Annotated in this window: 18 protein-coding genes, 2 tRNA genes and 3 rRNA genes; 17 read left to right on the top strand and 6 right to left on the bottom strand. The window is 60.7% G+C overall.

The window, feature by feature from the left end; genetic code table 11:
- The first annotated feature begins 39 nt into the window (after positions 1 to 39).
- Genes ACOKS3_RS22940 through ACOKS3_RS22930 form a run of 3 tightly spaced genes read left to right on the top strand, consistent with a single transcriptional unit; the run spans position 40 to position 3,102 of the window.
- Complete coding sequence (locus ACOKS3_RS22940) at positions 40 to 2,028, top strand: FUSC family protein (RefSeq protein WP_422764637.1); 1,989 nt, start codon at positions 40 to 42, stop codon at positions 2,026 to 2,028.
- Positions 2,015 to 2,221, top strand: a complete 207-nt coding sequence (locus ACOKS3_RS22935) for a DUF1656 domain-containing protein (RefSeq protein WP_103449457.1) — start codon at positions 2,015 to 2,017, stop codon at positions 2,219 to 2,221. The genes ACOKS3_RS22940 and ACOKS3_RS22935 overlap by 14 nt, the downstream gene beginning before the upstream one ends.
- Positions 2,222 to 2,232: 11 nt before the next feature.
- Complete coding sequence (locus ACOKS3_RS22930) at positions 2,233 to 3,102, top strand: efflux RND transporter periplasmic adaptor subunit (protein ID WP_103449458.1); 870 nt, start codon at positions 2,233 to 2,235, stop codon at positions 3,100 to 3,102.
- Positions 3,103 to 3,141: 39 nt separating this feature from the next.
- Here ACOKS3_RS22930 and ACOKS3_RS22925 read toward each other — a convergent pair whose 3' ends face one another.
- Positions 3,142 to 3,900 carry an SDR family NAD(P)-dependent oxidoreductase gene (locus ACOKS3_RS22925; RefSeq protein ID WP_103449459.1) on the bottom strand — a complete coding sequence of 253 codons (759 nt, stop codon included), beginning with the start codon at positions 3,898 to 3,900 and terminating at the stop codon, positions 3,142 to 3,144.
- A 112-nt stretch (positions 3,901 to 4,012) separates the two neighbouring features.
- On the opposite strand from ACOKS3_RS22925, the gene ACOKS3_RS22920 reads away from it, so the two are divergent.
- Positions 4,013 to 4,969 (top strand): LysR family transcriptional regulator, encoded by a 957-nt coding sequence (locus tag ACOKS3_RS22920; RefSeq protein WP_103449460.1) that lies wholly within the window; start codon positions 4,013 to 4,015, stop codon positions 4,967 to 4,969.
- A gap of 87 nt (positions 4,970 to 5,056) precedes the next feature.
- Complete coding sequence (locus tag ACOKS3_RS22915; RefSeq protein WP_103449461.1) at positions 5,057 to 5,377, top strand: DUF2025 family protein; 321 nt, start codon at positions 5,057 to 5,059, stop codon at positions 5,375 to 5,377.
- Here the strand turns inward: ACOKS3_RS22915 and ACOKS3_RS22910 are convergent.
- Positions 5,366 to 7,954 (bottom strand): bifunctional diguanylate cyclase/phosphodiesterase, encoded by a 2,589-nt coding sequence (locus ACOKS3_RS22910; RefSeq protein WP_422764638.1) that lies wholly within the window; start codon positions 7,952 to 7,954, stop codon positions 5,366 to 5,368. The two genes, ACOKS3_RS22915 and ACOKS3_RS22910, sit on opposite strands and share 12 nt — an antisense overlap.
- 55 nt (positions 7,955 to 8,009) lie before the next feature.
- Positions 8,010 to 9,083 carry a diguanylate cyclase gene (locus ACOKS3_RS22905; RefSeq protein WP_103449888.1) on the bottom strand — a complete coding sequence of 358 codons (1,074 nt, stop codon included), beginning with the start codon at positions 9,081 to 9,083 and terminating at the stop codon, positions 8,010 to 8,012.
- A 130-nt stretch (positions 9,084 to 9,213) separates the two neighbouring features.
- Between ACOKS3_RS22905 and ACOKS3_RS22900 the strand changes: the two genes are divergently transcribed.
- A complete protein-coding gene (locus ACOKS3_RS22900; RefSeq protein WP_103449463.1) occupies positions 9,214 to 10,308 on the top strand; it encodes an MBL fold metallo-hydrolase in 1,095 nt (364 codons plus the stop codon).
- A 2-nt stretch (positions 10,309 to 10,310) separates the two neighbouring features.
- Here ACOKS3_RS22900 and ACOKS3_RS22895 read toward each other — a convergent pair whose 3' ends face one another.
- Positions 10,311 to 11,192 carry a formate/nitrite transporter family protein gene (locus ACOKS3_RS22895; protein WP_103449464.1) on the bottom strand — a complete coding sequence of 294 codons (882 nt, stop codon included), beginning with the start codon at positions 11,190 to 11,192 and terminating at the stop codon, positions 10,311 to 10,313.
- A gap of 456 nt (positions 11,193 to 11,648) precedes the next feature.
- Between ACOKS3_RS22895 and ACOKS3_RS22890 the strand changes: the two genes are divergently transcribed.
- The 11 genes from ACOKS3_RS22890 to ACOKS3_RS22840 all read left to right on the top strand — a co-directional run bounded on the left by ACOKS3_RS22890 (position 11,649) and on the right by ACOKS3_RS22840 (position 24,690).
- Positions 11,649 to 13,185: ribosomal RNA gene (locus tag ACOKS3_RS22890) — 16S ribosomal RNA — on the top strand.
- A gap of 85 nt (positions 13,186 to 13,270) precedes the next feature.
- A tRNA-Ile gene (locus ACOKS3_RS22885) sits at positions 13,271 to 13,347 on the top strand.
- Positions 13,348 to 13,368: 21 nt separating this feature from the next.
- Positions 13,369 to 13,444: transfer RNA gene (locus tag ACOKS3_RS22880), tRNA-Ala, on the top strand.
- Positions 13,445 to 13,680: 236 nt separating this feature from the next.
- A 23S ribosomal RNA gene (locus tag ACOKS3_RS22875) occupies positions 13,681 to 16,572 on the top strand.
- 130 nt (positions 16,573 to 16,702) lie between these two features.
- Positions 16,703 to 16,818: ribosomal RNA gene (gene rrf / locus ACOKS3_RS22870) — 5S ribosomal RNA — on the top strand.
- The 16S, 23S and 5S rRNA genes sit together here with 2 tRNA genes alongside, the layout of an rRNA operon.
- Positions 16,819 to 17,118: 300 nt before the next feature.
- Positions 17,119 to 18,762, top strand: coding sequence for an acetolactate synthase large subunit (locus ACOKS3_RS22865; protein ID WP_103449465.1), 1,644 nt, complete (start codon positions 17,119 to 17,121; stop codon positions 18,760 to 18,762).
- 126 nt (positions 18,763 to 18,888) lie between these two features.
- Positions 18,889 to 19,443 (top strand): UPF0149 family protein, encoded by a 555-nt coding sequence (locus ACOKS3_RS22860; protein WP_103449466.1) that lies wholly within the window; start codon positions 18,889 to 18,891, stop codon positions 19,441 to 19,443.
- Between the two features lie 76 nt (positions 19,444 to 19,519).
- Positions 19,520 to 20,191, top strand: a complete 672-nt coding sequence (locus ACOKS3_RS22855; protein ID WP_103449467.1) for a glutathione S-transferase family protein — start codon at positions 19,520 to 19,522, stop codon at positions 20,189 to 20,191.
- A 28-nt stretch (positions 20,192 to 20,219) separates the two neighbouring features.
- Positions 20,220 to 22,235 carry a pyridoxamine 5'-phosphate oxidase family protein gene (locus ACOKS3_RS22850; protein ID WP_103449468.1) on the top strand — a complete coding sequence of 672 codons (2,016 nt, stop codon included), beginning with the start codon at positions 20,220 to 20,222 and terminating at the stop codon, positions 22,233 to 22,235.
- 61 nt (positions 22,236 to 22,296) lie between these two features.
- Positions 22,297 to 23,193, top strand: coding sequence for a LysR family transcriptional regulator (locus ACOKS3_RS22845; RefSeq protein WP_103449469.1), 897 nt, complete (start codon positions 22,297 to 22,299; stop codon positions 23,191 to 23,193).
- A gap of 195 nt (positions 23,194 to 23,388) precedes the next feature.
- Positions 23,389 to 24,690 (top strand): MFS transporter, encoded by a 1,302-nt coding sequence (locus ACOKS3_RS22840; RefSeq protein WP_103449470.1) that lies wholly within the window; start codon positions 23,389 to 23,391, stop codon positions 24,688 to 24,690.
- On the opposite strand, the gene ACOKS3_RS22835 is transcribed toward ACOKS3_RS22840, so the two are convergent.
- Together ACOKS3_RS22835 and ACOKS3_RS22830 are read right to left on the bottom strand one after the other, a co-directional pair.
- On the bottom strand, positions 24,665 to 25,534 hold the full coding sequence (locus ACOKS3_RS22835; RefSeq protein WP_103449471.1) for an aldose 1-epimerase: 870 nt from the start codon (positions 25,532 to 25,534) through the stop codon (positions 24,665 to 24,667). The genes ACOKS3_RS22840 and ACOKS3_RS22835 overlap by 26 nt on opposite strands.
- Positions 25,534 to 26,454, bottom strand: a complete 921-nt coding sequence (locus ACOKS3_RS22830) for an EamA family transporter (RefSeq protein ID WP_103449472.1) — start codon at positions 26,452 to 26,454, stop codon at positions 25,534 to 25,536. Before ACOKS3_RS22830 ends, ACOKS3_RS22835 begins: the two co-directional genes overlap by 1 nt.
- Positions 26,455 to 26,555 lie beyond the last annotated feature (101 nt).

Below are 26,555 nucleotides of genomic sequence, written 5' to 3'. Positions count from 1 at the left end.
CTATCGTTCATATAACCATCCCCTCGCAAGGTCCGATTCGTGCCCATCACCCTCCAGGCCCTGTTCGCACCCAGCAGCCTCGCCATCAAGTTCGCCATCAAGACCCTGCTTGGAGCGGGCCTGGCGCTGTGGCTGGCCATGCGTTGGGGGCTGGAGCAACCGTCCTGGGCGTTGATGACCGCATTCATCGTCGCCCAGCCGTTGTCGGGGATGGTGGTGCAAAAGGGTCTGGCGCGTCTGGCCGGGACTTTGGTCGGCACGGTCATGTCGGTGGTGTTCATCGGCCTGTTCGCGCAGACGCCATGGCTGTTCCTGATCACCTTGGCGTTGTGGCTGGCCCTGTGCACGGCGGCCTCCACGCAGTTACGCAGTGCCTGGGCCTATTCGTTCGTACTGGCCGGCTACACCGCAGCCATCATTGCTTTGCCCGCCATCAGTCATCCCTTGCAGGTGTTCGACCAGGCGGTAGCGCGTTGTACCGAGATCTGCCTGGGGATCTTCTGCGCCACCGCCAGCAGCGCCCTGATCTGGCCGATGCGGGTCGAGCAGCAGCTCGCCGGGCAGGCCCGTCAGGCCTGGCAGAACGGCTTGCAGGCGGCAAGCGCCATGCTTGGTGGCGAGGATGAAGCGCGCAAAGGGTTGCTGGACAGCCTCGGCCGCATCGTCGCCATCGATACCCAGCGCGAGCACGCCTGGTTCGAGGGGCCGCGCGGGCGGCTGAGGGCCAAGGCCATTCGCGGGTTGAGCCAGAAACTCATGGTGCTGCTGCGCATTTCACGCTCTGTCCGTCGGCAGTGGCGGCAACTGGACGCGCACGAAGCCGGGCGCCTCGGTCCTTGGCTTGAAGAACTGCGAGCACTGCTGGTCAGCCCCGATCAGCCGAGCCTGCTGGTGTTGCGCCAGCGCATCTGGGATGCCGCGCATGACGAGCAGATCAGCTCTGCCGAGCATTTCTGCCTGGCGCGCATGGCCTTGCTGCTGGACTTCGCCATGGCCGCCACCCAGGCCCTGGACGATGTCGAGGCGGGCAGGGCGCCGAAGGATGTCGCCCAGGGCCTGGCGGTGCACCGCGACTGGTCGCTGGCGTTGTTGTTCGGTTCACGCAGTGCCTTGGCCTTCCTGGTGATGAGCAGCTTCTGGCTGGCTACTGCCTGGCCGTCGGCGCCGGGTGGCCTGGTGCTGACCTGCGTGGTCTGCAGCCTGTTCGCCAGCCGCGAGAACGGCGCGCAGATCGGCCTGAGTTTCTTGCGCGGGATCTTCCTGGCGATCCCGCTCGCTTTCCTGGTAGGGCAGATCATCCTGCCGCAATGGAGCAGCTTCGCCATGCTCTGCCTGGGCATGGGTGTGCCGCTGTTCTTCGGGGCGCTTGGTATGGCCCATCCGCGTACCGGCGCCACGGCGACCTCTTATTGCCTGCATTTCATCGTGCTGGTCTCGCCGCTCAATGCCATGACGTTTGGTGTGGCGACCATGCTCAACAGCGCCCTGGCCATGTTGATGGGGGTGGGCGCCGCCGTGTTGGCGTTCCGCCTGCTGGTGTTCCGTCACCCGGCCTGGCTTGGCCGGCGCCTGCGCGCCGCGACCCAGAGCGACCTGGTGCGCTTGACCCGGCGCGATTTGCGCGGTGCCGACAGCTGGTTTGGCGGGCGCATGGCCGACCGCCTGATGCAACTGGCCCGGCATGCCAGTGAGTTGCCGGCCACTGAGCGCAAGCGCTGGGATGACGGCCTGCATGGGCTGGATATCGGTGACGAGCTGGTGCACCTGCGCATGTGCCTGGCGGTGGCCCAAGTGCCATTGGCTGGCGCCGAGCGCGAGTACCTGCAGCAGGTCGAGGCGGTACTGGCCAAAGGCCCGGCAGCGGGGCGCGGGCAGCGTCTGGATGCGGCCAGCGAGCAGTTCATCGCCGCCTTGCAGCGGGCGCCGGCCAGCGACCCGTTGCGCCTTGCCCAGGGCGCGGTATTGCAGTTGCAGAAAAGCTGGGGGAAATGGTGCCGTTCGCAGGAGGATGCCCATGGGCTTGCGTGAGTGGGAGCTGGGCGGTGTGCTGCTCAGCCCGTTCCTGATTTATGTTCTGATGGCGCTGGCGCTGACCGGCGTGCTGCGCCTGGTGGTGCACGCCACGCCGCTGGGGCGCTGGATCTGGCATGAAGCGCTGTTCGACACGGCGTTGTTCGTTTGTGTGCTGTTCCTGGTGGTTCGTCTGCTGGGGCCTTTGTAAGGAGTGATTCAATGCGTGCTGTCGTCCGTACCCTGGTGACCCTGTGCGTGGTCGCCATTGCCGTTCTGGCCGGCTTCAAGCTCTGGCAGTACTACATGCTCACGCCATGGACGCGTGATGCCCGGGTACGCGCCGATGTGGTGGTGATCGCCCCGGACGTGTCTGGCTGGGTGCGTGAGCTGAAGGTGCAGGACAACCAGCAGGTCAAGGCTGGCGACTTGCTGATGAGCATTGATCGCGAGCGTTTCCAGGCCGCGTTCGACCAAGCCAGCGCGGTGGCTGAAACCCGCGCCCAGCAATTGCACCTGCGTGAGCGTGAAGCAGCGCGGCGCACAGCCTTGGGCCCGGAGGCGATCAGTGCCGAGCTGCGCGAGAATGCCCAGATCAACGCCGCCGTCGCCCGCGGCGAATTGCATGAGGCCGAAGCACAGTTGCAGGTGGCGAAGATCAACCTGGCGCGCAGCGAAGTGCGGGCGCCGCGTAGCGGGCATATCACCAACCTGCGCCTGGCCCAGGGCAACTATGTGAATACCGGTCAATCGGTGATGGCCCTGGTGGATGATTCGACGTTCTACATCCAGGCCTATTTCGAGGAAACCAAGTTGCCGCGCATCCGGGTTGGCGATGAGGTGAAGGTCTGGCTGATGGGCGCAGGCGACGCGATGCAGGGCCATGTGGAAAGCATCAGCCGCGGCATCACCGACAGCAACAGCAACCCAGACAGCCAGTTGCTGCCAGTAGTGGAGCCGACCTTCAACTGGGTGCGGCTGGCGCAGCGGATCCCGGTGCGGATCAGGCTCGACCAGATTCCCGAAGGCGTGCACCTGAGCGCTGGGATGACCGCCAGCGTTCAGGTGCATGAGGATCAGATGGAACAGTGATGGCCATTGGGGCCGCAAAGCGGCCCCAGAATCTCTGACTTAAAGGAACATCCCGCCAGACACCTCCAGCCGCTGCCCGGTAATCCAGCCATTGCCCTCTTCGAGCAACAGTGCGATGGCGGCGCCGATATCATCGGGCAACCCGACCCGCCCCAATGCCGTATTGCCGGCAATGAAGTCATTGACCTGCTGGTTGTCGCGCACCACCCCACCACCAAAATCAGTCTCGATCGCCCCCGGTGCGAGGATGTTGACGCGGATGCCGCGTGACCCGAGCTCCTTGGCCTGATATCGGGTCAAGACCTCCATCGCCCCCTTCATGGCCGCATAGGCGGCATACCCAGGCAGTGCGAAACGCGCCAGTCCGGACGAGATGTTAACGATGCGCCCGCCATCGACGAGCAACGGCAGCAGCCGCTGAGTGAGGAAGAACGGCCCCTTGAGCTGTATGTTCAGCAACTGGTCGAACTGCGTCTCGGTGGTTTCGCTGAACGGCACATTCAAGCCGATACCGGCATTGTTAACCAGGAAATCGAAGCGCTCACGGCCGAAGTGTTGTTGCAAGGTCGTGCCCAGGCGTTCGGCAAAGCTGGCGAAGCTGCTGCTGTCGCCGACATCCAGTTGCAGCATGGCAGCCTTGGCACCAGCCGCTTCGAGAGCCTTGGCCACCTGCTGCGCCTCGTCGGCCCTGCTGTGGTAGGTGCCGATGATGTCGATACCGCGTGCAGCCAGATGTTCAGCGGCATTGCGGCCCAGGCCACGGCTGGCGCCAGTGATCAGAGCGATCTTGCGAGTCATGTCGTATCCCTCGTGGGTGGTGGATGACGGACAGGTTATTGATCGTGATGCGGCTGTTAAATCCAGCAGAATCGGAAATACTGTTCGCGTGTTTCGAACAGTCGGGGTGGGTATGAACAAGCTGGAACTGCTGCGCACCTTCGTACGCGTCAGCGAGTTGAGCAGTTTCACACTGGCGGCAGACAGCCTGGGCCTGCCGCGCTCGACGGTGTCGGAGCAGGTGAGGGCGTTGGAGCAATTGCTTGGCACGCGCCTGTTCAACCGCACCACGCGGCGCGTCCAGGCGACCCAGGACGGTTCATTGCTGTATGAGCGTAGCAAGGACCTGCTGTCGGGCATGGACGAGATCGAGAGCCTGTTCCGCGCGGACGATGCCGAGCTGGCCGGCTGCTTGCGGGTCGACATGCCAACCATGATGGCCCGCCGTGTGATCATTCCGGCCTTGCCGCAATTCTTGTCGCGGTTTCCCAGGCTGGAGGTGGAGATCAGTTGCACTGATCGACAAGTTGATCTGCTGCGTGAAGGCTTCGACTGTGTCATGCGCATCGGTGCGCTGAGTGACCTGGATGTCGTAGCGCGGCCTGTCGGCCAGTTGAGCATGCGCAATTGCGCCAGCCCCGCCTACCTTGCCCGTTGCGGCGTGCCACAGAGCCTGGATGATCTGGCGGAGCACAGCCTGGTCCACTACGTCCGCAACCTGGGGGCGCGCAGCGCGGGCTTTGAGTACATGCAGGCCGGCCAGGTATGCTTTCAGCCCATGGCCGGCGCGGTCACGGTCAACAATGCCGAGGCCTATTCGGCGGCATGCCTGGCCGGCCTTGGCTTGATCCAGGTGCCAGCAGTGGGTGTGGCGCATCACCTGGCAAGCGGCGAGCTGGTGGAGGTGATGCACGGCTGGCAGGCACAGGCCATGCCGGTGTCCTTGCTGTATGCCCGGCAACGGCATGTGCCACGCAGGGTCCAGGCCTTCATGGGCTGGTTGGGCGGGCTGCTGGCGTCGCAGGTCGACGCCATGCCAGTCGATCTCATGCCAGACGACGAAAACCTTGGCGCAACGATGAGTACATGAGCTAGGCTGCCCACTGCGCGTCGCCCATCAGAGGCGACCGTTGCCTGCCTGGCGTGCGTCACTTCCGTTCATTTGCGAGGTTACGTCATGGCCATCACTTCCCAGGACATCTGCAGCGCTGCCGACCAGCTCAATGGTTTTGTCGGCTTTCATGGCAAGCGCGGCGTCCATATCGTGCGGTTTTCCGAGGACGCATTCGGCATGGACGTGGCGGATGACAGCATCACCCCCTGCAACGAATTCGTCTGGCGGCCACAACAGGGTGCGCGCATGGCACTGTGCCGGGAGCGTCTGGCGCTGTTGCTGGAGCAGCATGTGGATGACCGGCTGAACATCGGCGAGCCATTGCGCATCTACCTGCAACGCAGCGATCTGCCGGAAATCGTCGCCGAGCGTTCACTGCGCTGAGCCGCTTAAAGTGGCATCGGCAGAGCAACCCGGCTTGTGTTGCAACAATTGCTCGAAGCCGGCTCTGTCCAGTGGCCGGCTCAGGTAATAGCCCTGCACTTCATGACAATTGTCCCTGGCCAGGGTTTGCAACTGTTGTTCGGTTTCCACGCCCTCGGCGGTCACGGTAAGGCCCATGGCCTCACCCAGGTTGATGATGGCCTGCACGACCGCCCGGTCGTTGCCAGTGGCATTGGCAAGGCCGGCGATGAAGCGTTTGTCGATCTTGATGCTGTCGAACGGATAGGTCCGCAGGTAACCCAGCGACGAGTAGCCTGTGCCGAAGTCGTCCATGTTCAGCCGCACGCCCAGTTCCTTCAGCGCAAGCATGGTAGCCAGGGCGCCTTCTATATCGTTGAGCATCACGTTCTCGGTTATCTCCAGCTCCAGCCGCTGGGCGGGGAAGCGGGTATCCAGAAGGATCTCGCGAATGTCGGCAACCACGTCGCTGCGCAAGAACTGCGCCGGTGACAGGTTTACCGACACCAGCAGGTGTTCCGGCCAGTCGAGCGCACTGCGGCAAGCTTCACGCAACACCCAGCGTCCCAGGGTGACGATCAGCTCGCTTTGCTCGGCCAGCGGGATGAAGGTGTCCGGGGCAAGCAGGCCTTCTTGCGGATGTTGCCAGCGCAGCAGGGCTTCGACCGAAACGATGCGCAAGTCGCTCAGGCGGTAGCGTGGCTGGTAATGGAGAACGAATTCGTTGCTGTTCAGGGCGTGGCGCAAGTCATTTTCCAATTGGCGGCGATACTGGATCTGCTGGTTCATCTCGTCGCTGAAGTAGCGCCAGGTGCCTTTGCCATCGGCCTTGGCCTGGTACAGGGCGATGTCCGCGCAACGGATCAGTTCGCCAGCATCGAAACCTTGATTGCGGGTTTGGGCGATGCCGACGCTGGCGCCGATATGCAACTGATGGTTTTCGAAGGCAATGGGCTGTTGCAGCAATTCGATGAGCCGCCGGCACAGCTTGTCGATCTCGCTGCGGTTATCCATGCCGGTGAGCACCAGTACGAATTCGTCACCACCCAGACGCGCCACCAGGTCAACGTCACGCGTGGTGTCACGCAGGCGCGCGGCGACCTCTTGCAGGACTGCATCGCCTGCCGCGTGGCCAAGGGAGTCGTTGATGGGCTTGAAATTGTCGAGATCGAGCAGCAGCAGGGTCAGCGGCGGCGAGTCGCTGCCGCGCAGCAATGTCTGTTCCAGGTGCCGGGCCAGCTTGTTGCGGTTGGCCAGGCCGGTCAGCGGGTCGTGCAGCGACAGGTGCTGGATGCGCGCATGGGCCTCGACTTCGTCGGTGATATCGCTGGCCGTGCCCCGAAAGCCGGCGAGCTTGCCATCGAAGCGGATTGCCCGGGCTGAAATCCGGCAGTAGCGGCTCAGGCCATTGTGGTCGAGGTAGGCACAGCGCAGGTTGGCCGGTTGCTCCGAATCGGCCTCGGCCTGGGCGTCCAGCCAAGGAGAAAGGGGCGTGGTTTCACAGCTGAGCAACTGGTTGAGCGGCTGGCCCAGCCAGACCTCGACCGGGTCGCCGGTGACCTTGACGAATCGCTGTGACAGATAGGTCAGCCGTTGCTGGCGGTCGGTCTCCCAGATCCAGTCGGACGCAGCCTCGGCGACCGCGCGAAAACGCTGTTCACTGGCTTCCAGCGCCTGATTGCTCTCCTGCAGGCGCTCAAGGCTGAGGTCGATGGCGCGGGAGCTGCGCAGCGCATGGCGAAACAGATAAAGCATGACCAAGGCCAGTATCAGTAATGCGCAGATCAAGGGCGGCAGCACGGCCCATAACAGTTGTCGCCCAGGCTGCGGGCTGGTCCAGGTCAGGTGGTAGCCAGTATTGCCCAGGGCAATTTGTTGCTGGGGGCGGTCGTGCTCGCCGTTCTTTTCGATGTGCATGTGTGCAAGGCCTGCACCCGCGCCCAGGCCCTCGAGCTTGGCTTCGGTAAGCTGGTCGACGAACAGCATGACCGGTGCCTGGCTCACCTCCTGGGCGGAAACATCCCGGTCCGGGCGCACGGCGGCAGCGCTGAGCACTGCTGGCCAGTTGTTGAACATGACGAAGCGGGTAATCTGCTTGCGGGCGCTGGCCGCCCCACGCGCCGCGTCGATGACCTCTGCCAGGGGGGCATCGATGAAACTGCCAGCATCTGCCTGGGTCGGTGCCCCCTTGAAAAGCGCATAGGTGGTGCGTTGATCTTCCACCACGAATACCCCTTCGTAGCCGCTGGCGCTGTACAGCGACTCGCCGACATTCTTTTGTTCATAGGCCCACTGCCAGTCGACCTTGCCAGCCAGGTGTTCGAAGGCGGCGTCCCACACCGCGTAGCTGGAAAGAAACTGCCTGGAGGCCAGCAACCGTTGTTCCAGCGTCTGGGTGGCATGGAACGCACTGCGTTGCTGCTCCTGTTGGTCGAGCGTGGCGGCGATATTGAACAAGGCACCCAGCGTGACCAGGCAGGCGAGGCCGAAAACTGCGCAGATGCCGCCAATCAGATGACGGACTTGGAGACGGGGGAGGGAGCTGGCGGTCCTGGCCATGCGCGAACAACTCCTTGTTGACTGCAGTCCCCCGCCGGCCAATCAGCAAGGAGGTTCAGTCAGGATAGGCCAGCCTGAGCGGGGTGGCCTCGCCCTGCGCGAAATTGACCTGGTCGCGACCGCGCCGCTTGGCGCTGTACAGCGCCTTGTCGGCCTGCTCCAGCCAGTGCTCGGGGGACTGGAGGTCGGCATTGAACGCCGCCAGGCCAATGCTCAGGCTGATGCGCAGGTGCGGCAGCTGCGGGTTGCGGTAGCTGGCGACCTGTTCGCGCAGGCGCTCCATGGCCTGGCAGGCCTGAGCCTCGCTGGTGGCGGGGAGGATCACGCAGAACTCATCGCCACCATAGCGCCCGGCCTGGTCGGACTCGCGCAGGTTGCGCTTGAGCTCCTCGCTAAACTGGCGCAGTACGCAATCGCCGACCACGTGGCCGAAGGTGTCGTTGATGGTCTTGAAGTGATCGATGTCGATCAGCGCGATCACGGCGGGTGACTGTTGTTGCCGGCAGGCCTGGAACCTGAGTAGCAGCAGATCTTTCCAGGCGCCGTGGTTGAGCAGGCCGGTCAAGCTGTCGGTGAGGCTCAGGGCGCTGAGGCGGCGCTTGTGCTCGCCCAGCTTGATCGCCAGGCGGTAACAGACCCAGCCCAGGGCCAACGGGTACAGGGTCAGCATTGGCAGGCAGGCGTAGATCTGCAGCGCCGTGGCGTTCAACTGCAGCCCGGTGCCCAGCAGCGTGCTGGCCAGCAACATGCCGGCCAGTTGAGCCATGATCCCGCGCACGATCAGGCGCTTGCCGCCCGCGGCCACGTTGTTCATGGTCATCATCGACAGCACGGTCACGGTCGGCAGCGGGTTGAAGTGCATGGCCGCGGTCCAGAAGCCGCCCAGCAGCGAGTCCAGCAGCATGTTGCGCTGTTCTGCCTGATAAGGGGCCGCTGAACGCGATGCCCACTGATAGGCGACATGTGGCCAGAGCAGGCCATTGAACAGCAGCAGCACCCAGACCCAGGTTGGCGGCGACAGCGGCGCCACGGCAGCGGCTACGCTGAACAGGCCGATCCCCAGGCCGATGACACGAGGCAGGTAGATGCGCTTGACGAAAGAAAGTCCCTTGCCGCTGCGATTGTCCATCATGGTCGTTGTTCTTCTGCTGGGGTGCCGTTTATCGCATAACTCACGTGAATATTGTTGAACAGTGTTTCATCGACGAAAAATGACCTTACAAGCCAATTCACGGTTGATGTGATCCCAGTGGGGTAACATGAAGCCTTTCCTCTTGCTTGGAGTGTTACTGCTCATGGCTCCCATGGCGAATCCTGGCGACCAATCGGCGCCGCAGCGGGACGGACGTTTTCACAACCAGGCCAGCCTGCCCCAGGATGGCGTGCTGAAGAAGCTGCGCATCGGCCTCAAGTACCTGTTCCTGCGCAAGCCGCCGGAAACCCGGCCGGCGGCCGCGATCAGCGTGCAGCCCATGACCCGCCAGCAGGTGCTTGATGCGCCGGACCACAGCCTCTGGCGCCTGGGCCATTCCACAGTATTGCTCAAGCTGCGCGGTCGCTACTTCCTTACCGACCCGGTCTTCGCCGAACGCGCCTCGCCGGTGCAATGGGCCGGGCCGCTGCGCTTTCATGCACCACCGCTAGGGCTGGATGAGTTGCCGCCGCTGACGGCGGTAATTCTCTCCCACGACCATTTCGACCACCTCGATGAGCAGGCGATACGCCGACTGGCCCCACGTGCCGAGCGCTTCCTGGCGCCGCTCGGGGTGGGTGACCTGCTGATCGAGTGGGGGGTGCCTGCTGCAAAGGTCGTGCAACTGGACTGGTGGCAGGAAACCGAAGTCGAGGGTGTGCGTTTCATCGCCACGCCCGCGCAACACTTCTCCGGGCGTGGGCTGTTCGACAGCAATCGAACCTTGTGGGCTTCCTGGGTGCTGATAGATGACCAGACGCGCCTGTTCTTCAGCGGTGATACCGGTTACTTCGCCGGCTTTGCTGAAATCGGCGAACGCTTCGGGCCGTTCGACCTGACGTTGATCGAGACCGGTGCCTACAACGTGGCCTGGCCCAACGTGCATATGCAACCGGAACAGAGCCTGCAGGCACACCTGGATTTGCGCGGGCGCTGGATGCTGCCAATCCATAATGGCACCTTCGACCTGTCCATCCATGGCTGGCAGGAGCCGTTCGAACGCATCGTCGCCCTGGCAGCTGCAGCCCAGGTGCGGCTGAGTACCCCACAGATGGGCGAGCGGGTCAGTATCGACTCACCGCACGAGGGGCAGAACTGGTGGCTGCCGCACCCGGCGCGAGAGCGGGGCAGGGCGGCCGAACGGGCATTGGCGGCGCGCTGAGTTCAGTCCCGGCGTTGCTGACCTTCTTTATCCTTTAATAGTTGCGATGGCGGCTTGCCGCTGTCGCTGCGCACCTGGGCATGGCTGATCAGGGCGAAGATGAAGCTGCCACCGATGATGTTGCCAGCCAGGGTCGGCAAGGCGAACGCCAGCCAGAAGCTGCTCCAGGTTTCGTCGCCGGCCCATACCAGGTAGGAAACTTCCACCGAGCCAACGACGATATGGGTGAAGTCGCCCAGCGCCATCAGGTAGGTGATCATCAAGATGATCCAGATCTTGGCCTGTTCCATGGACGGGATCATCCAGACCATGGTGGCGATCATCCAGCCCGACACGATGCCTTTGGCGAACATCTGGCTGATGTCGTTCTTCATTACCTTGCGCCCGACTTCGAGGAAGGCCACGTCGGTCTTGCTGTCGAAGATCGGCAGTTCGAGCATTACCCAGGCCACCAGCAAGGTGCCCGCGAGGTTGCCGAGCAGCACCACGCTCCATAGCCGCAGCAAGCGCCCGAGGTTGGCCAGAGTTGGCCTGGTCATGACCGGCAGCACGGCGGTGAGGGTGTTTTCGGTGAACAGTTGCTGACGTGCCAGGATCACCGCGAGAAAACCGGCGCTGTAGCCGATGCTGGCGATGACCTGGGCGCTTTCACCTTCAGGCAGTCGGGCATAGAACAGCCCCATGGCCATTAATGACAGGCCCATGGTCAGGCCGGCGGCAAGGGCAGACCACCACAGTGCCGCGAGCGTGCGCTCCAGTTCCTGATCGCCCTGGTAACGAATGATTTCGTGCAACACCGCAGCCCGCGGCGGCTGGTTATGGCTGACTTCCTTTTCTTCGTCCGCCGACAGGCCAGGGGTCTTTTCGCTCTGCGCATCGCTCATGGCCGTCACGCTCCACAGGTTGTTTCTCTACAGAGCGGCGCTTCATGCATTTAGTTGCCAGGTGGCCGCAGATGAAGATCGAAAGTTTTTCAGATCAAGGTGTTGACTCTGATTTCAAAGCGCGTATTATTCGCCTCCTCGCAGCGTTGAACGCAACGAGGCAAGCGGTAAGTTGTTGAAGTTGAACGCTTTTGAAAGAAAGCAGCTTCGAAAGAACTTCAAAATAACGCTTGACAGCAAGTGAGGAAAGCGTAGAATGCGCGCCTCGGTTGAGACGAAAAGCTCTTAACCAAACGCTCTTTAACAAATCGAATCAAGCAATTCGTGTGGGTGCTTGTGAGTACGGACTGATAGTCACAAAGATTATCAGCATCACAAGTGGCCATGCGAGAAATCACATAGTCATTTGAGATTGCTGAGCCAAGTTTAGGGTTTCTTAAAAACCCAAGCAGTATTGAACTGAAGAGTTTGATCATGGCTCAGATTGAACGCTGGCGGCAGGCCTAACACATGCAAGTCGAGCGGATGACGGGAGCTTGCTCCTTGATTCAGCGGCGGACGGGTGAGTAATGCCTAGGAATCTGCCTGGTAGTGGGGGACAACGTTTCGAAAGGAACGCTAATACCGCATACGTCCTACGGGAGAAAGCAGGGGACCTTCGGGCCTTGCGCTATCAGATGAGCCTAGGTCGGATTAGCTAGTTGGTGGGGTAATGGCTCACCAAGGCGACGATCCGTAACTGGTCTGAGAGGATGATCAGTCACACTGGAACTGAGACACGGTCCAGACTCCTACGGGAGGCAGCAGTGGGGAATATTGGACAATGGGCGAAAGCCTGATCCAGCCATGCCGCGTGTGTGAAGAAGGTCTTCGGATTGTAAAGCACTTTAAGTTGGGAGGAAGGGCAGTAAGTTAATACCTTGCTGTTTTGACGTTACCGACAGAATAAGCACCGGCTAACTCTGTGCCAGCAGCCGCGGTAATACAGAGGGTGCAAGCGTTAATCGGAATTACTGGGCGTAAAGCGCGCGTAGGTGGTTTGTTAAGTTGGATGTGAAAGCCCCGGGCTCAACCTGGGAACTGCATCCAAAACTGGCAAGCTAGAGTACGGTAGAGGGTGGTGGAATTTCCTGTGTAGCGGTGAAATGCGTAGATATAGGAAGGAACACCAGTGGCGAAGGCGACCACCTGGACTGATACTGACACTGAGGTGCGAAAGCGTGGGGAGCAAACAGGATTAGATACCCTGGTAGTCCACGCCGTAAACGATGTCAACTAGCCGTTGGAATCCTTGAGATTTTAGTGGCGCAGCTAACGCATTAAGTTGACCGCCTGGGGAGTACGGCCGCAAGGTTAAAACTCAAATGAATTGACGGGGGCCCGCACAAGCGGTGGAGCATGTGGTTTAATTCGAAGCAACGCGAAGAACCTTACCAGGCCTTGACATGCAGAGAACTTTCCAGAGATGGATTGGTGCCTTCGGGAACTCTGACACAGGTGCTGCATGGCTGTCGTCAGCTCGTGTCGTGAGATGTTGGGTTAAGTCCCGTAACGAGCGCAACCCTTGTCCTTAGTTACCAGCACGTTATGGTGGGCACTCTAAGGAGACTGCCGGTGACAAACCGGAGGAAGGTGGGGATGACGTCAAGTCATCATGGCCCTTACGGCCTGGGCTACACACGTGCTACAATGGTCGGTACAGAGGGTTGCCAAGCCGCGAGGTGGAGCTAATCTCACAAAACCGATCGTAGTCCGGATCGCAGTCTGCAACTCGACTGCGTGAAGTCGGAATCGCTAGTAATCGCGAATCAGAATGTCGCGGTGAATACGTTCCCGGGCCTTGTACACACCGCCCGTCACACCATGGGAGTGGGTTGCACCAGAAGTAGCTAGTCTAACCTTCGGGAGGACGGTTACCACGGTGTGATTCATGACTGGGGTGAAGTCGTAACAAGGTAGCCGTAGGGGAACCTGCGGCTGGATCACCTCCTTAATCGACGACATCAGCCTGCTGATGAGCTCCCACACGAATTGCTTGATTCATTGTAAAAGACGATGCTGTAACGCGACCCTGTTATAGGTCTGTAGCTCAGTTGGTTAGAGCGCACCCCTGATAAGGGTGAGGTCGGCAGTTCAAATCTGCCCAGACCTACCATTACTTGGTTCAGCCGTATACGGGGCCATAGCTCAGCTGGGAGAGCGCCTGCCTTGCACGCAGGAGGTCAGCGGTTCGATCCCGCTTGGCTCCACCACTTTGCATCACTGTTCAGAACTTAGAAATGAGCATTCGGTTTGAATGTTGATTTCTGACTTTTGTCAGATCGTTCTTTAAAAATTCGGATATGTGATAGATATAGACTGAACACCAGTTTCACTGCTGGTGGATCAGGCTAAGGTAAAATTTGTGAGTTCTGCTCTTAATTGAGCGAAATGCGAATTTTCGGCGAATGTCGTCTTCACAGTATAACCAGATTGCTTGGGGTTATATGGTCAAGTGAAGAAGCGCATACGGTGGATGCCTTGGCAGTCAGAGGCGATGAAAGACGTGGTAGCCTGCGATAAGCTTTGGGGAGTCGGCAAACAGACTGTGATCCAGAGATCTCTGAATGGGGGAACCCACTCAGCATAAGCTGAGTATCTTGTACTGAATACATAGGTGCAAGAGGCGAACCAGGGGAACTGAAACATCTAAGTACCCTGAGGAAAAGAAATCAACCGAGATTCCCTTAGTAGTGGCGAGCGAACGGGGACCAGCCCTTAAGTTGGTTTGAGATTAGTGGAACGCTCTGGAAAGTGCGGCCATAGTGGGTGATAGCCCCGTACACGAAAATCTCTTATCAATGAAATCGAGTAGGACGGAGCACGAGAAACTTTGTCTGAACATGGGGGGACCATCCTCCAAGGCTAAATACTACTGACTGACCGATAGTGAACCAGTACCGTGAGGGAAAGGCGAAAAGAACCCCGGAGAGGGGAGTGAAATAGAACCTGAAACCGTATGCGTACAAGCAGTGGGAGCCTACTTTGTTAGGTGACTGCGTACCTTTTGTATAATGGGTCAGCGACTTATATTCAGTGGCGAGCTTAACCGAATAGGGGAGGCGTAGCGAAAGCGAGTCTTAATAGGGCGTTTAGTCGCTGGGTATAGACCCGAAACCGGGCGATCTATCCATGGGCAGGTTGAAGGTTAGGTAACACTGACTGGAGGACCGAACCGACTACCGTTGAAAAGTTAGCGGATGACCTGTGGATCGGAGTGAAAGGCTAATCAAGCTCGGAGATAGCTGGTTCTCCTCGAAAGCTATTTAGGTAGCGCCTCATGTATCACTGTAGGGGGTAGAGCACTGTTTCGGCTAGGGGGTCATCCCGACTTACCAAACCGATGCAAACTCCGAATACCTACAAGTGCCGAGCATGGGAGACACACGGCGGGTGCTAACGTCCGTCGTGAAAAGGGAAACAACCCAGACCGTCAGCTAAGGTCCCAAAGTCATGGTTAAGTGGGAAACGATGTGGGAAGGCTTAGACAGCTAGGAGGTTGGCTTAGAAGCAGCCACCCTTTAAAGAAAGCGTAATAGCTCACTAGTCGAGTCGGCCTGCGCGGAAGATGTAACGGGGCTCAAACCATGCACCGAAGCTACGGGTGTCATCTTTGATGACGCGGTAGAGGAGCGTTCTGTAAGCCTGTGAAGGTGAGTTGAGAAGCTTGCTGGAGGTATCAGAAGTGCGAATGCTGACATGAGTAACGACAATGCGAGTGAAAAACTCGCACGCCGAAAGACCAAGGTTTCCTGCGCAACGTTAATCGACGCAGGGTTAGTCGGTCCCTAAGGCGAGGCTGAAAAGCGTAGTCGATGGAAAACAGGTTAATATTCCTGTACTTCCAGTTATTGCGATGGAGGGACGGAGAAGGCTAGGCCAGCTTGGCGTTGGTTGTCCAAGTTTAAGGTGGTAGGCTGAAATCTTAGGCAAATCCGGGATTTCAAGGCCGAGAGCTGATGACGAGTGCTCATTAGAGCGCGAAGTGGTTGATGCCATGCTTCCAAGAAAAGCTCCTAAGCTTCAGATAACTGGGAACCGTACCCCAAACCGACACAGGTGGTTAGGTAGAGAATACCAAGGCGCTTGAGAGAACTCGGGTGAAGGAACTAGGCAAAATGGCACCGTAACTTCGGGAGAAGGTGCGCCGGCGAGGGTGAAGGACTTGCTCCGTAAGCCCATGCCGGTCGAAGATACCAGGCCGCTGCGACTGTTTATTAAAAACACAGCACTCTGCAAACACGAAAGTGGACGTATAGGGTGTGACGCCTGCCCGGTGCCGGAAGGTTAATTGATGGGGTTAGCGCAAGCGAAGCTCTTGATCGAAGCCCCGGTAAACGGCGGCCGTAACTATAACGGTCCTAAGGTAGCGAAATTCCTTGTCGGGTAAGTTCCGACCTGCACGAATGGCGTAACGATGGCGGCGCTGTCTCCACCCGAGACTCAGTGAAATTGAAATCGCTGTGAAGATGCAGTGTATCCGCGGCTAGACGGAAAGACCCCGTGAACCTTTACTATAGCTTTGCACTGGACTTTGAATTTGCTTGTGTAGGATAGGTGGGAGGCTTTGAAGTGGGGACGCCAGTTCTCATGGAGCCATCCTTGAAATACCACCCTGGCAACTTTGAGGTTCTAACTCAGGTCCGTTATCCGGATCGAGGACAGTGTATGGTGGGTAGTTTGACTGGGGCGGTCTCCTCCCAAAGAGTAACGGAGGAGTACGAAGGTGCGCTCAGACCGGTCGGAAATCGGTCGTAGAGTATAAAGGCAAAAGCGCGCTTGACTGCGAGACAAACACGTCGAGCAGGTACGAAAGTAGGTCTTAGTGATCCGGTGGTTCTGTATGGAAGGGCCATCGCTCAACGGATAAAAGGTACTCCGGGGATAACAGGCTGATACCGCCCAAGAGTTCATATCGACGGCGGTGTTTGGCACCTCGATGTCGGCTCATCACATCCTGGGGCTGAAGCCGGTCCCAAGGGTATGGCTGTTCGCCATTTAAAGTGGTACGCGAGCTGGGTTTAGAACGTCGTGAGACAGTTCGGTCCCTATCTGCCGTGGACGTTTGAGATTTGAGAGGGGCTGCTCCTAGTACGAGAGGACCGGAGTGGACGAACCTCTGGTGTTCCGGTTGTCACGCCAGTGGCATTGCCGGGTAGCTATGTTCGGAAGAGATAACCGCTGAAAGCATCTAAGCGGGAAACTTGCCTCAAGATGAGATCTCACTGGGATCTTGAATCCCCTAAAGGGCCGTCGAAGACTACGACGTTGATAGGTTGGGTGTGTAAGCGCTGTGAGGCGTTGAGCTAACCAATACTAATTGCCCGTGAGGCTTGACCATATAACACCCAAGCAATTTGCTAACGCAGATTGCGGTGGTGAAGACGAAAGAACCGAAAGTTCGCAACATCACAAATTCACATATCCGAATTCGCCAAGAGTGTTCAACAGACATTCTGGCTACAGAATTTCTTGACGACCATAGAGCATTGGAACCACCTGATCCCATCCCGAACTCAGTAGTGAAACGATGCATCGCCGATGGTAGTGTGGGGTTTCCCCATGTGAGAGTAGGTCATCGTCAAGATTCATTTCGCAAAACCCCTATCTGCGCATGCAGGTAGGGGTTTTGTCTTTTCTGCCCTCTGGCTTTCCCGCCCTGCGGCGCTTTGGCGCTGCAGCCAAATGTCTTTTGTCTGTATCCTCCTATCTGCACCGTTTGTACGGTGCGACAATATTTCTCGCAAATTAACGTGACTTATTTACGCTTAAGCTGCGTCAAGACTTAAGTTCGGGGCAATCCTGGCCCCCGAACCGAGCGATGCCAGCGTACCGTGCTGCGCATTTCTGGACTTCCACTGTCCGATCACTTGAGGTTACAAGCAAGATGGCCAAGGCCGCCGATGTCGTTGTGCAATGCCTGGAAAACGAAGGTGTCGAGTATGTGTTCGGCATTCCTGGTGAGGAAAACCTCGACCTGCTGGAATCCCTGCGCAAGTCGAAGATCAAGCTGGTACTGACCCGCCACGAGCAGTCCGCGGGCTTCATGGCCGCCACCTATGGCCGCCTGACCGGCAAGACCGGCGTCAGCCTGTCGACCCTGGGCCCTGGTGCAACCAACCTGGTAACCGCCAGTGCCTACGCCTACCTGGGCGGCATGCCGATGATGATGATCACCGGCCAGAAGCCGATCAAGAAGTCCAAGCAGGGCCGCTTCCAGATCATCGACGTGTGCGGCATGATGGACCCCATCACCAAGTACACCCACCAGTTCGCCTCGGCCGACAACATCCCGGCGCGTATGCGCGAAGCGTTCCGCCTGGCTGAAGAAGAAAAGCCGGGTGCAGTGCACCTTGAGCTGCCGGAAGACATCGCCGCCGAGCAGACCGACGCCCTGCCGATCCCGCGCAGCCTGCACCGTCGCCCGCTGGCCGAGCACGTGGCCATCGAAGCTGCCGTCGAGAAACTGCAGAAGGCCCGCAGCCCGATCCTGGTGATCGGCGCCGGCGCCAACCGCAAGATGACCGCCAAGGTCCTCAAGCAGCTGATCGACAAGACCGGCATCCCGTTCATCACCACGCAGATGGGTAAAGGTGTGGTCGACGAGCGTCACCCGCGCTTCCTGGGTAACGCGGCGCTGTCCTCCGGTGACTTCGTCCACCGTGCCATCGAAGCGGCGGACCTGATCATCAACATCGGCCACGACGTGATCGAGAAGCCACCGTTCTTCATGGTCCGTGGCGGCACCGAAGTCATCCACATCAGCTTCCGCTCCGCTGAAGTCGATGCCGTGTACTTCCCGCAGGTCGAAGTGATCGGTGACATCGCCAACGCCGTGTGGCAGATCAGCGAAGCGCTGAACGACACCGCGCATTGGGACTTCACCCGCCTGATGGCGATCCGTGAAGCCAACGAAGTACAGATCGCCGAAGGGGCCGACGACAACCGCTTCCCGGTCTACCCGCAGCGCTTGGTCGCCGACATCCGTCGCGCATTGCCGTCCGAAGGCATCGTGGCCCTGGACAACGGCATCTACAAGATCTGGTTCGCCCGTAACTACAAAGCGCACAAGCCGAACACCGTGCTGCTCGACAACGCCCTGGCGACCATGGGTGCTGGCCTGCCATCGGCAATGGCTTCGCATCTGGTGTACCCGGATCGCCCGGTCATCTCGGTATGCGGCGACGGCGGTTTCATGATGAACAGCCAGGAGCTGGAAACTGCAGTTCGTCTGGGCATGCACATCACCGTGGTGATCCTGCGTGACGACGGCTACGGCATGATCCGCTGGAAGCAGGCCAACATGGGCTTCACCGATTTCGGCCTGGACTACGGCAACCCGGACTTCGTCAAGTACGCCGAAGCCTACGGTGCCAATGGCCACCGCGTGGAGAGCGCCGAAGCCTTCCTGCCGCTGCTCGAGCACTGCATCAAGACCCCAGGCGTGCACGTGATCGACTGCCCGGTCGACTACAGCGAGAACGACCGCATCCTCAACAGCGAGCTGCGTGAGCGCGCGTTGGCGGTATAAGGCTTAGCTGCCTGATCGCGGGGCAAGTCGGGTCGCCGCACCCGACTTGCCCCGCGAATGCTTTCTGCAGACGCAATCCCCCATGTGCTAGGGTGCACGCAAATCTTCACCCCAGGACACCCACACATGCTTCCCGCCCTCAGCGAAAAAGAACTCGCCCGCCTCGAAGACCTGCTGATCACCTACGGCAACGACTATTCGGTGCTCAACCTGGCCGAGCTCAATGGTTTTTTCACCGCCCTGGCCAGTTCCCCGGTCGACGTGCTGCCAGAGCAATGGCTGCCCACCGTCGCGGGCGGCAAGGTACCGAAGTTCAAGAAACCCGCCCATGAGGAGGCTTACACCGCCTTGATGCTGCGCTATGCCTACCAGGTTGCCGAGCAATTGGCGGAGAACCTCGAAGGCTTCCAACCGCTGTTCGAAGAAAGCGAGGCCGAAGAAGGGCCGGCGATCATCATGGAAGAGTGGTGCTTCGGCTACATGCGCGGCACTCAGGTAGCGGCTTGGGGCGAGTTGCCGCCCGAGCAGGATCAACTGCTCAAGGCGATTTCACTGCATGGGCTGGAAGACAACTTCGAGTTGCTCGATGCCATGAGCTTCGCTGAGTTGCAGGCTTGTGTACCGCATGTGGTCGAGGCTGCGCGGGGCCTGTATCGCTATCAGAAGCAGTCGCGGCACTGATCACCCGATTATTTCGCCAGTCGAAATTATGGTTTGTTCCTTGCACTGATTCTGCTGCCAGCCGAATCAGGGCAGGATGGGCTCCAGCTGGCACCACCCCGGTGCCAACCCTGGAGCCCAGCCCGTGATCACACTCTACAACTTTCCCAAGTCCGGCCACGCCCACCGCATTGAGCTGATGCTGTCGTTGCTGAAGCTGCCCACCGAACTGGTATTCGTCGACCTGGCCAAAGGCGCGCACAAGCAGCCGGAGTTCCTCGCCCTCAATCCGTTCGGCCAGGTACCGGTGATCGATGACAACGGCATCGTGATCGCCGATTCCAATGCAATTCTCGTCTACCTGGCGAGCACCTACGACAAGGCGGGCAAGTGGCTCCCCCATGACCCGGTAAAGGCCGCCCGCGTCCAGCGCTGGTTGTCGGTTGCCGCCGGCCCATTGGCCTTCGGCCCTGCAGCGGCTCGCCTGGTGACGGTGTTCGGCGCTTCGTTCAACACCGACGAAGTCATCGCTCGCGCGCACACCTTGCTCAAGGTGATGGACGCTGAGCTGGCCAAGTCGGCGTTCCTCGTCGGCATTGAACCGACCATCGCCGATGTCGCCAACTACTCGTACATCGCCCACGCCCCCGAGGGCAATGTCTCGCTGGAACCTTACCCCAACGTGCGTGCCTGGCTGGCGCGGATCGAAGCGTTGCCTGGCTTCGTCGCCATGCCACGTACTGCCGTCGGCCTGCAGACCACCGTCTGAGCCGCCATCCCACGCGAGGAATGCCGCCATGGCGCAACTCCCCGATCATCGCACCTCCTCGCCCTGGCATGCCGGCGAGAAGCGCCTGCAGGAGCATGCAGGTGTGTCGGAGCGCATGGACGTGTTCGGGCAGAAAGTCATTCGTGACCACATGCCCGACCAGCACCGCACGTTCTACCAGCAGTTGCCATTTATCGTCGCCGGCGCTGTGGATCAGGGCGGCAGGCCGTGGGCGACGCTGCTCGAAGGCCCGGAAGGCTTCGTCAGCTCGCCCGACCCTCGGCAACTGCTGATCGATATCCACCCGGCCAGCGATGACCCGGCAACGCCTGGGCTGGCAACTGGCGGGGCCATCGGCCTGCTCGGCATCGAGTTGCACACACGCCGGCGCAACCGCATCAACGGTCTGATCGCTCAGGCCGCTGATGGGCGGCTGGACGTGCAGGTGGAGCAGTCGTTCGGCAATTGCCCGCAGTACATCCAGCTGCGCGAATACACGCGCGTCGATGAACCGGCGCAAGGTAGAATCGATGCGCAAGGGCTGGATGCCACGGCCGTCCAGATGATCACGAACGCGGACACGTTGTTCGTCGCCAGTTATATCGATCACCCCGACGGCATGCGTTCGGTGGACGTCTCGCACCGTGGCGGGCGCCCCGGCTTCGTCAGGGTCGAAGGCAATCGCCTGACCCTTCCCGACTATGCCGGCAACCTGCATTTCAACACCCTCGGCAACCTGCTGGAGAATCCGCGAGCCGGGCTGTTGTTCGTCGATTTCAGCAGCGGTGATGTACTGCAGGTGACCGGGCGCACCGAGGTGATACTCGACAGCCCGCTGATCACGGCATTCGAGGGCGCCGAGCGGCTGTGGACGCTGGACATCGAGCACGTGGTACTGCGCCGTGCGGCGGTGAGTTTGCGCTGGGCCTTTCAGGAATATGCGCCAACCAGCCTGATGACCGGCACCTGGGCCGAGGCGCAGCTGCGGCTCCAGCAGCGTGAACGGCAGCGCCAGTGGCTCGCCTGGCGGGTGGCGCGTGTGGAGCAGGAGAGTCGCGACATCCGCTCGTTCTATTTCGCTGCGGACCAATCGGTGGCGTTCTTGCCCGGCCAGCACATTCCCGTGCGTATCCCGCTGGGTACCGATGCACCCCTGATACGCACCTACAGCCTGTCCTGCGCGCCGTCCGACGGCTACCTGCGGATCAGCGTCAAGGCACAGGGCCCGGCGTCGCGCTATCTGCATGAGCGTGTCAGGGCAGGGGACAGGCTGGAGGTGCGTCTGCCCATGGGCAGCTTCACCCTGGATAGCGCCAGCGACAGGCCTGTCGTGCTGATCGGTGCAGGCGTGGGCATTACACCGCTCATCGCCATGTTGCGCGAGTTGTTGGCGAACGGGCAGGGGCGCCGCATCCATCTGTTCCACGGGGCCCGCAGCCTGAATGATCTGCCATTCCAGCAGGAACTGGCCCAATTGCGTCAGCGAGCCGGTACAGCCTTGAGCGTGCATCGTTCGTTGAGCCAGCCTGAGGCCGAAGCCGTACAAGGGCGTGACTACGAGCACAGCGGGCGCCTGGGCATCGAGCAGGTGAAGGCAACGCTGGCGCTGGATGATTACGACTTCTACCTGTGTGGGCCGGCCAGCTTCACCCAGGACTTGTATGAGGGACTGCGCAGCGTGCATGTGCCGGATGCCCGCATTCATGCCGAAGCCTTCGGGCCATCAACGCTGCGGCGGCATGGCGACGACAACCGGCCCACGCTGCAACAGCCAGCGGCTGCCAGCGAGCCGGTGCCAGTGTACTTTGCCGGCTCTGCCAAGGAGGCGCGTTGGGCGCCTGGGGCTGGCACCTTGCTAGAGCTGGCCGAGGCACGCGGGCTGTCGCCGGAGTTCAGCTGCCGGGGTGGTTCTTGCGGGACGTGCAAGACCAAGGTGGTGAGTGGGCAGGTGCATTACCCGAATCCACCTGCCGAGATGCCAGAGGAGGGCACTGCACTGATCTGTTGTGCGGTGCCGGCCCAAGCGTTGGTGCTGGACCTATGAAGCCGGCACCGGTAACGCAAATAGCCGATAATCCCCGGACCCCCATTGCCCAGGAACCCGCATGGACCAGATCCACCTGATGAAGGTGTTCGTCGCTGTCGGCGAGCTGGAAAGCTTCGCCGCGGCCGCCCGTCGCCTGGACATCTCACCTGCCGCTGTCACCCGTGCCGTCAGCGCCCTCGAAGAGCAGATCGGGGTCAAGCTGCTGTTGCGTACCACCCGTAGCGTGCGCCTGACCGAGGCGGGCAGCCGCTACCTGGAAGACACCCGGCATATCCTCGCAAGCATCCATGAAGCCAATGAAGCCGCGGCCGGTATCAACGCCACGCCCAAAGGTGAGCTGGCGATCACCGCGCCGATCCTGTTCGGCAAGAAGTTCGTCATGCCTTGCATCGTGCGTTACTTGCAGCAATACCCCGAGGTCGATGTGTCGGCGTACTTTCTCGACCGCGTGGTGAACATGGTCGAGGAGGGCATGGACGTGGCCGTGCGCATCGGGCCGCTGCCCGACTCCGGCCTCAAGGCGCTGCGTGTGGGCCGGGTGCGGCGGATGCTGTGCGCATCGCCCGACTACCTCGCACGCGTGGGCGAGCCGCAGCATCCTTCGGACTTGCCGGACCATGCAGTGATCGCCACCACCAACCTCTCGCCGCGCGCCGGCTGGCGCTTCGGCCTGGCCGACGAACCGACCCTGGTGCGCATGAAACCGCGGCTGACGGTCACCAGCAACGATGGTGCGATCGCTGCGGCAGTGAGCGGGTTGGGCATCGCCCGGCTGCTGTCGTATCAGATAGTCGATGAACTGGCCAGCGGCCAGTTGCAGGTCATTCTTGCCGAATACGAGGAGGCCCCCTGGCCGATCCATGTCTTGCACCGCGAGAGCAAGTACGGCTCGGCCAAAGTGCGATCGTTCATCGACATGCTGGCGCGGGACCTGCGGGCTCGGCAATTGGATTGATCGTTGAGATCGTACAACAAAACTGGGTTTTCTTCATTCTCAATGATTTCCTCCCATTTTGCTGACCAATAACATTTGCTGTTGTACGACGACCTATGACATGGCACTCTTCACCTGAAACAATTTGTCTCATTTCGCCCTGCCGGCGCGTGAGGCAGATCACCCGTCACTCTAAAAACAAGATTCAGGTGAACAATGAAGATCAAAGGCATCCGTTGGTGGATGGTCAGCCTTGTCACGGCCGGGCTCGTCGTCAACTACCTCGCCCGCAACACCCTCTCGGTGGCAGCCCCCACGCTGATGACCGACCTCTCCATCACCACCGAGCAATACGCCAAGATCGTCGCGACCTGGCAGATGTGCTATGCGCTCATGCAGCCGATCGCTGGCTGGCTCATTGATTTCGTCGGCACCAAACTGGGCTTTGCCGTGTTCGCCCTGGCCTGGTCGCTGGCCTGTGCGGGGGCCGCCCTGGCCAGCGGTTGGCAGAGCATGGCGTTCCTGCGCGGGTTGCTGGGCATGACCGAGGCCGCCGGCTTGCCGGCCGGGGTCAAGGCCACCACTGAATGGTTCCCAGCCAAAGAACGCTCGGTCGCCATTGGCTGGTTCAACATCGGTTCGTCGCTGGGGGCATTGCTGGCGCCACCGCTGGTGGTCTGGGCGATCCTGCACAGTGGCTGGCAGCTGGCGTTTGTCATCGTCGGCGTGTCCGGTGTGCTGTGGACCTTGCTGTGGATGCTGCTGTACAAGCACCCGCGTGATCAGAAGCGCCTGAGTAACGAGGAACGTGACTACATCCTGTCCGGCCAGGAAGCTCACTTCAAGGCCGAGAAGCGCGAGAAGGGGGCTTGGAGGCGCATCTTCAAGACCCGCAACTTCTACGCCATCGCTTCGGCACGCATCCTCTCCGAGCCGGCCTGGCAGACCTTCAACGCCTGGATTCCGCTGTACCTGATGACCGAGCGGCACATGAACATCAAGGAAGTGGCGATGTTCGCCTGGTTGCCGTTCCTCGCTGCCGACATCGGCTGCGTGCTCGGTGGTTACCTGAGCCCGATGTTCCATCGTTACTTCAAGGTTTCGCTGTTCACCTCGCGCAAGATGGTGCTGGTGTTCGGCGCCAGCTGCATGATCGGCCCGGCCTGCATCGGCCTGGTCGAAAGCCCGTACACGGCGATCCTGCTACTGTGCATAGGCGGCTTTGCCCACCAGACTTTATCGGGGGCGCTGTACTCGATCACCTCGGATTCCTTCAGCAAGGACCAGGTGGCGACCGCGACCGGCATGGGCGGCATGTGTGGTTATCTGGGGGCGGCGGTGTTTACCCTGGTGTTTGGCATTCTGGTCACGCAGATTGGCTACAGCCCGCTGTTCGTGGTGCTGGCGGCGTTCGATATCGTGGCGGCGGTGCTGGTGTGGAAGGTCGCACGCGAGGTGAATGGGGCTGCAAAGCAGCCCCATTATCAGGTAGTCACAATGCCTGATACTGCATCCTGAATCCCAGGCTGGTTGCTTCGCCTTTCTGCAACAGTCTCAGGCCCGGTCTTCCCGGCAGATGATGTGCATTGATCGGGTGGCTGACCGGCTCGAAACAGAAGAACGGCTGCTCATGCGGGCAGAACAATAGAAAATGCTCAGCGCCGCTGGCGCTGCACACCAGCCGATACCCCGCGCCCGGTTGCTCGATCACGCAGTTGCCGGGCCATTCGCTGAAGGCATGGTCGACCACCGTTTTTGGCAATCTACGTGCGCAGGTGAAATTCCAGTGATCAGGTATCTCGGCTTGCCGTGACGGCAACGGGCCATTCTCCGCCAGCCACACGGTGCGCGCTTGAGCATGCAATCGCGTATCGGGATGGCGCGGGAAGTAAGGATGCAGCCCCAGTCCATACCAGGTGGCCGGCGAATCCAGATGCGTCACCTGCAGGTCGAGGCTCAGGCAGCCCTCGTGCAGGTGCACATCCAGCGTTGCCCGGTAGGCAAACGGTATTGTGCTGTCGAGCCTCAGGCGGGCGTGGTGTTCGCTGTGCTGCTCAACCTGCCAGGGTTGCTGCCAGGCACTGCCGTGGATCGGGTAGGGGTCATGCCCGGTGTTCGGAGCCAGGGCCAGCCAGCCATCAGGGCGCTGGAAGCCGCCCTCGGCGATGCGGTTGGACCACGGCGCCAACGGGTAGCAGCCCAGGCGCCGCGGGCTGCCGCTGGCCAGGGCGGCTTCGTCGGCGGGGCGCAGCAACGCTTGCCCATTGGCGCTGGCTTGCCAGTTGACCAGGCTGGCACCCAGGTCGGGGGCGATGCTCAGGCGGGTAAGTCGGTCTTGCAGGTGCAACAGGGGGACGCTCATCAAGGCCTCCGGTAGGTCAACAGGACGATGCCGCACACCACCACGGCACCGCCAATCAATTGCATGCTACTGAGTTGCTGGCCGAGCAACGCCCAGCCCAGCAGCAACGTAGCGATGGGCTCGACGTTCATTACCGGTGCGTTCTGCGCCATGTTCAGCTTGGGTACGCAGACGAATAGCAAGGTGAAGGCAACGCCATACAATGCCACCAGGCTGGCCAGCGCTATCCAGCCGCTGGCGCTGCCCGGCAACGACAAGCCGGCCGGCATCACACCGCTGATGCCGGCGACCAGCATGCTGGTGAACACGATCAGCAAGGTCAGCAGGCTGCGCACCGGGCCGCGCACGGCGGCCAGCTTGTGGTCGGTGATCCACAGGGCGCAGGCGAACACGCAGGCGGCGCAGAACGCCAGGCCCACCCCCAAGGTCCAGTGCGGGTTGGCATCGCCACCGTCGGCCAAGCGTGCCGGAACATCCAGCGCCAGCACCAGGCCGCACAGGATCAGCCCCATGAACAACACCGTGCGCCCGCTCGGGCGGGTACCGCCCAGTGCCCAGGTCAGCAGCGCCAGGAGCATGGGGAAGGTATTGCCCACCAGCAGCGCCAGGGCCACCGGAATGCGTGCCACTGCCGAATACAGGCACAGGCTCTGGGTCGCGATCAGCAGGCCCAGTAGCAGCTGCCAGCGCCGTGTGCCGGAAGGCAGGCGCAGCGGTTGGCGCTGCCACAGCACCAGGCTGGCCAGCACCAGGAACGTGATTCCCGAGCGGCAGAGAATGGCCAGCAGCACGCCGGTGTCGTCGTCGAAGGCGATGCGTGCGGCGATGTGGTTGCCGGCGAACGAGCAGGCCAGCAGGGCCAACAGGGCAATGGCCAGTTTGCGCGGGAAGAGGGTTGTAGCAGAAGAGGGGGCAGCCATGTGCAGGATCCGTTTGCAGGGAAGAACCTGGGGCCGCTTCGCGACCCATTCGCGGTACAAGCCCGCTCCTACAGGGATCGCACAATGCCCAGGTTTGTGTG

The organism is Pseudomonas sp. HS6-2, assembly GCF_049325675.2.
Lineage (GTDB): Bacteria > Pseudomonadota > Gammaproteobacteria > Pseudomonadales > Pseudomonadaceae > Aquipseudomonas > Aquipseudomonas putida_N.
The sequence above is the reverse complement of the archived record's forward strand: the minus strand, read 5'-3'. Positions and strand labels throughout refer to the sequence as shown.

What these genes read in the sequence shown, in the direction of transcription:
- ACOKS3_RS22900 (WP_103449463.1), top strand. Translation starts at nt 9,214, where the DNA reads ATGAAGCCTTTCCTCTTGCTTGGAGTGTTACTGCTCATGGCTCCCATG.
- ACOKS3_RS22840 (WP_103449470.1), top strand. Translation starts at nt 23,389, where the DNA reads ATGAAGATCAAAGGCATCCGTTGGTGGATGGTCAGCCTTGTCACGGCC.
- ACOKS3_RS22925 (WP_103449459.1), bottom strand. Translation starts at nt 3,900, where the DNA reads ATGACTCGCAAGATCGCTCTGATCACTGGCGCCAGCCGTGGCCTGGGC.
- ACOKS3_RS22835 (WP_103449471.1), bottom strand. Translation starts at nt 25,534, where the DNA reads ATGAGCGTCCCCCTGTTGCACCTGCAAGACCGACTTACCCGCCTGAGC.
- ACOKS3_RS22895 (WP_103449464.1), bottom strand. Translation starts at nt 11,192, where the DNA reads ATGAGCGATGCGCAGAGCGAAAAGACCCCTGGCCTGTCGGCGGACGAA.
- ACOKS3_RS22915 (WP_103449461.1), top strand. Translation starts at nt 5,057, where the DNA reads ATGGCCATCACTTCCCAGGACATCTGCAGCGCTGCCGACCAGCTCAAT.
- ACOKS3_RS22830 (WP_103449472.1), bottom strand. Translation starts at nt 26,454, where the DNA reads ATGGCTGCCCCCTCTTCTGCTACAACCCTCTTCCCGCGCAAACTGGCC.
- ACOKS3_RS22865 (WP_103449465.1), top strand. Translation starts at nt 17,119, where the DNA reads ATGGCCAAGGCCGCCGATGTCGTTGTGCAATGCCTGGAAAACGAAGGT.
- ACOKS3_RS22910 (WP_422764638.1), bottom strand. Translation starts at nt 7,954, where the DNA reads ATGGCCAGGACCGCCAGCTCCCTCCCCCGTCTCCAAGTCCGTCATCTG.
- ACOKS3_RS22905 (WP_103449888.1), bottom strand. Translation starts at nt 9,083, where the DNA reads ATGGACAATCGCAGCGGCAAGGGACTTTCTTTCGTCAAGCGCATCTAC.
- ACOKS3_RS22855 (WP_103449467.1), top strand. Translation starts at nt 19,520, where the DNA reads ATGGGCTCCAGCTGGCACCACCCCGGTGCCAACCCTGGAGCCCAGCCC.
- ACOKS3_RS22935 (WP_103449457.1), top strand. Translation starts at nt 2,015, where the DNA reads ATGGGCTTGCGTGAGTGGGAGCTGGGCGGTGTGCTGCTCAGCCCGTTC.
- ACOKS3_RS22845 (WP_103449469.1), top strand. Translation starts at nt 22,297, where the DNA reads ATGGACCAGATCCACCTGATGAAGGTGTTCGTCGCTGTCGGCGAGCTG.
- ACOKS3_RS22930 (WP_103449458.1), top strand. Translation starts at nt 2,233, where the DNA reads ATGCGTGCTGTCGTCCGTACCCTGGTGACCCTGTGCGTGGTCGCCATT.
- ACOKS3_RS22850 (WP_103449468.1), top strand. Translation starts at nt 20,220, where the DNA reads ATGGCGCAACTCCCCGATCATCGCACCTCCTCGCCCTGGCATGCCGGC.
- ACOKS3_RS22860 (WP_103449466.1), top strand. Translation starts at nt 18,889, where the DNA reads ATGCTTCCCGCCCTCAGCGAAAAAGAACTCGCCCGCCTCGAAGACCTG.
- ACOKS3_RS22920 (WP_103449460.1), top strand. Translation starts at nt 4,013, where the DNA reads ATGAACAAGCTGGAACTGCTGCGCACCTTCGTACGCGTCAGCGAGTTG.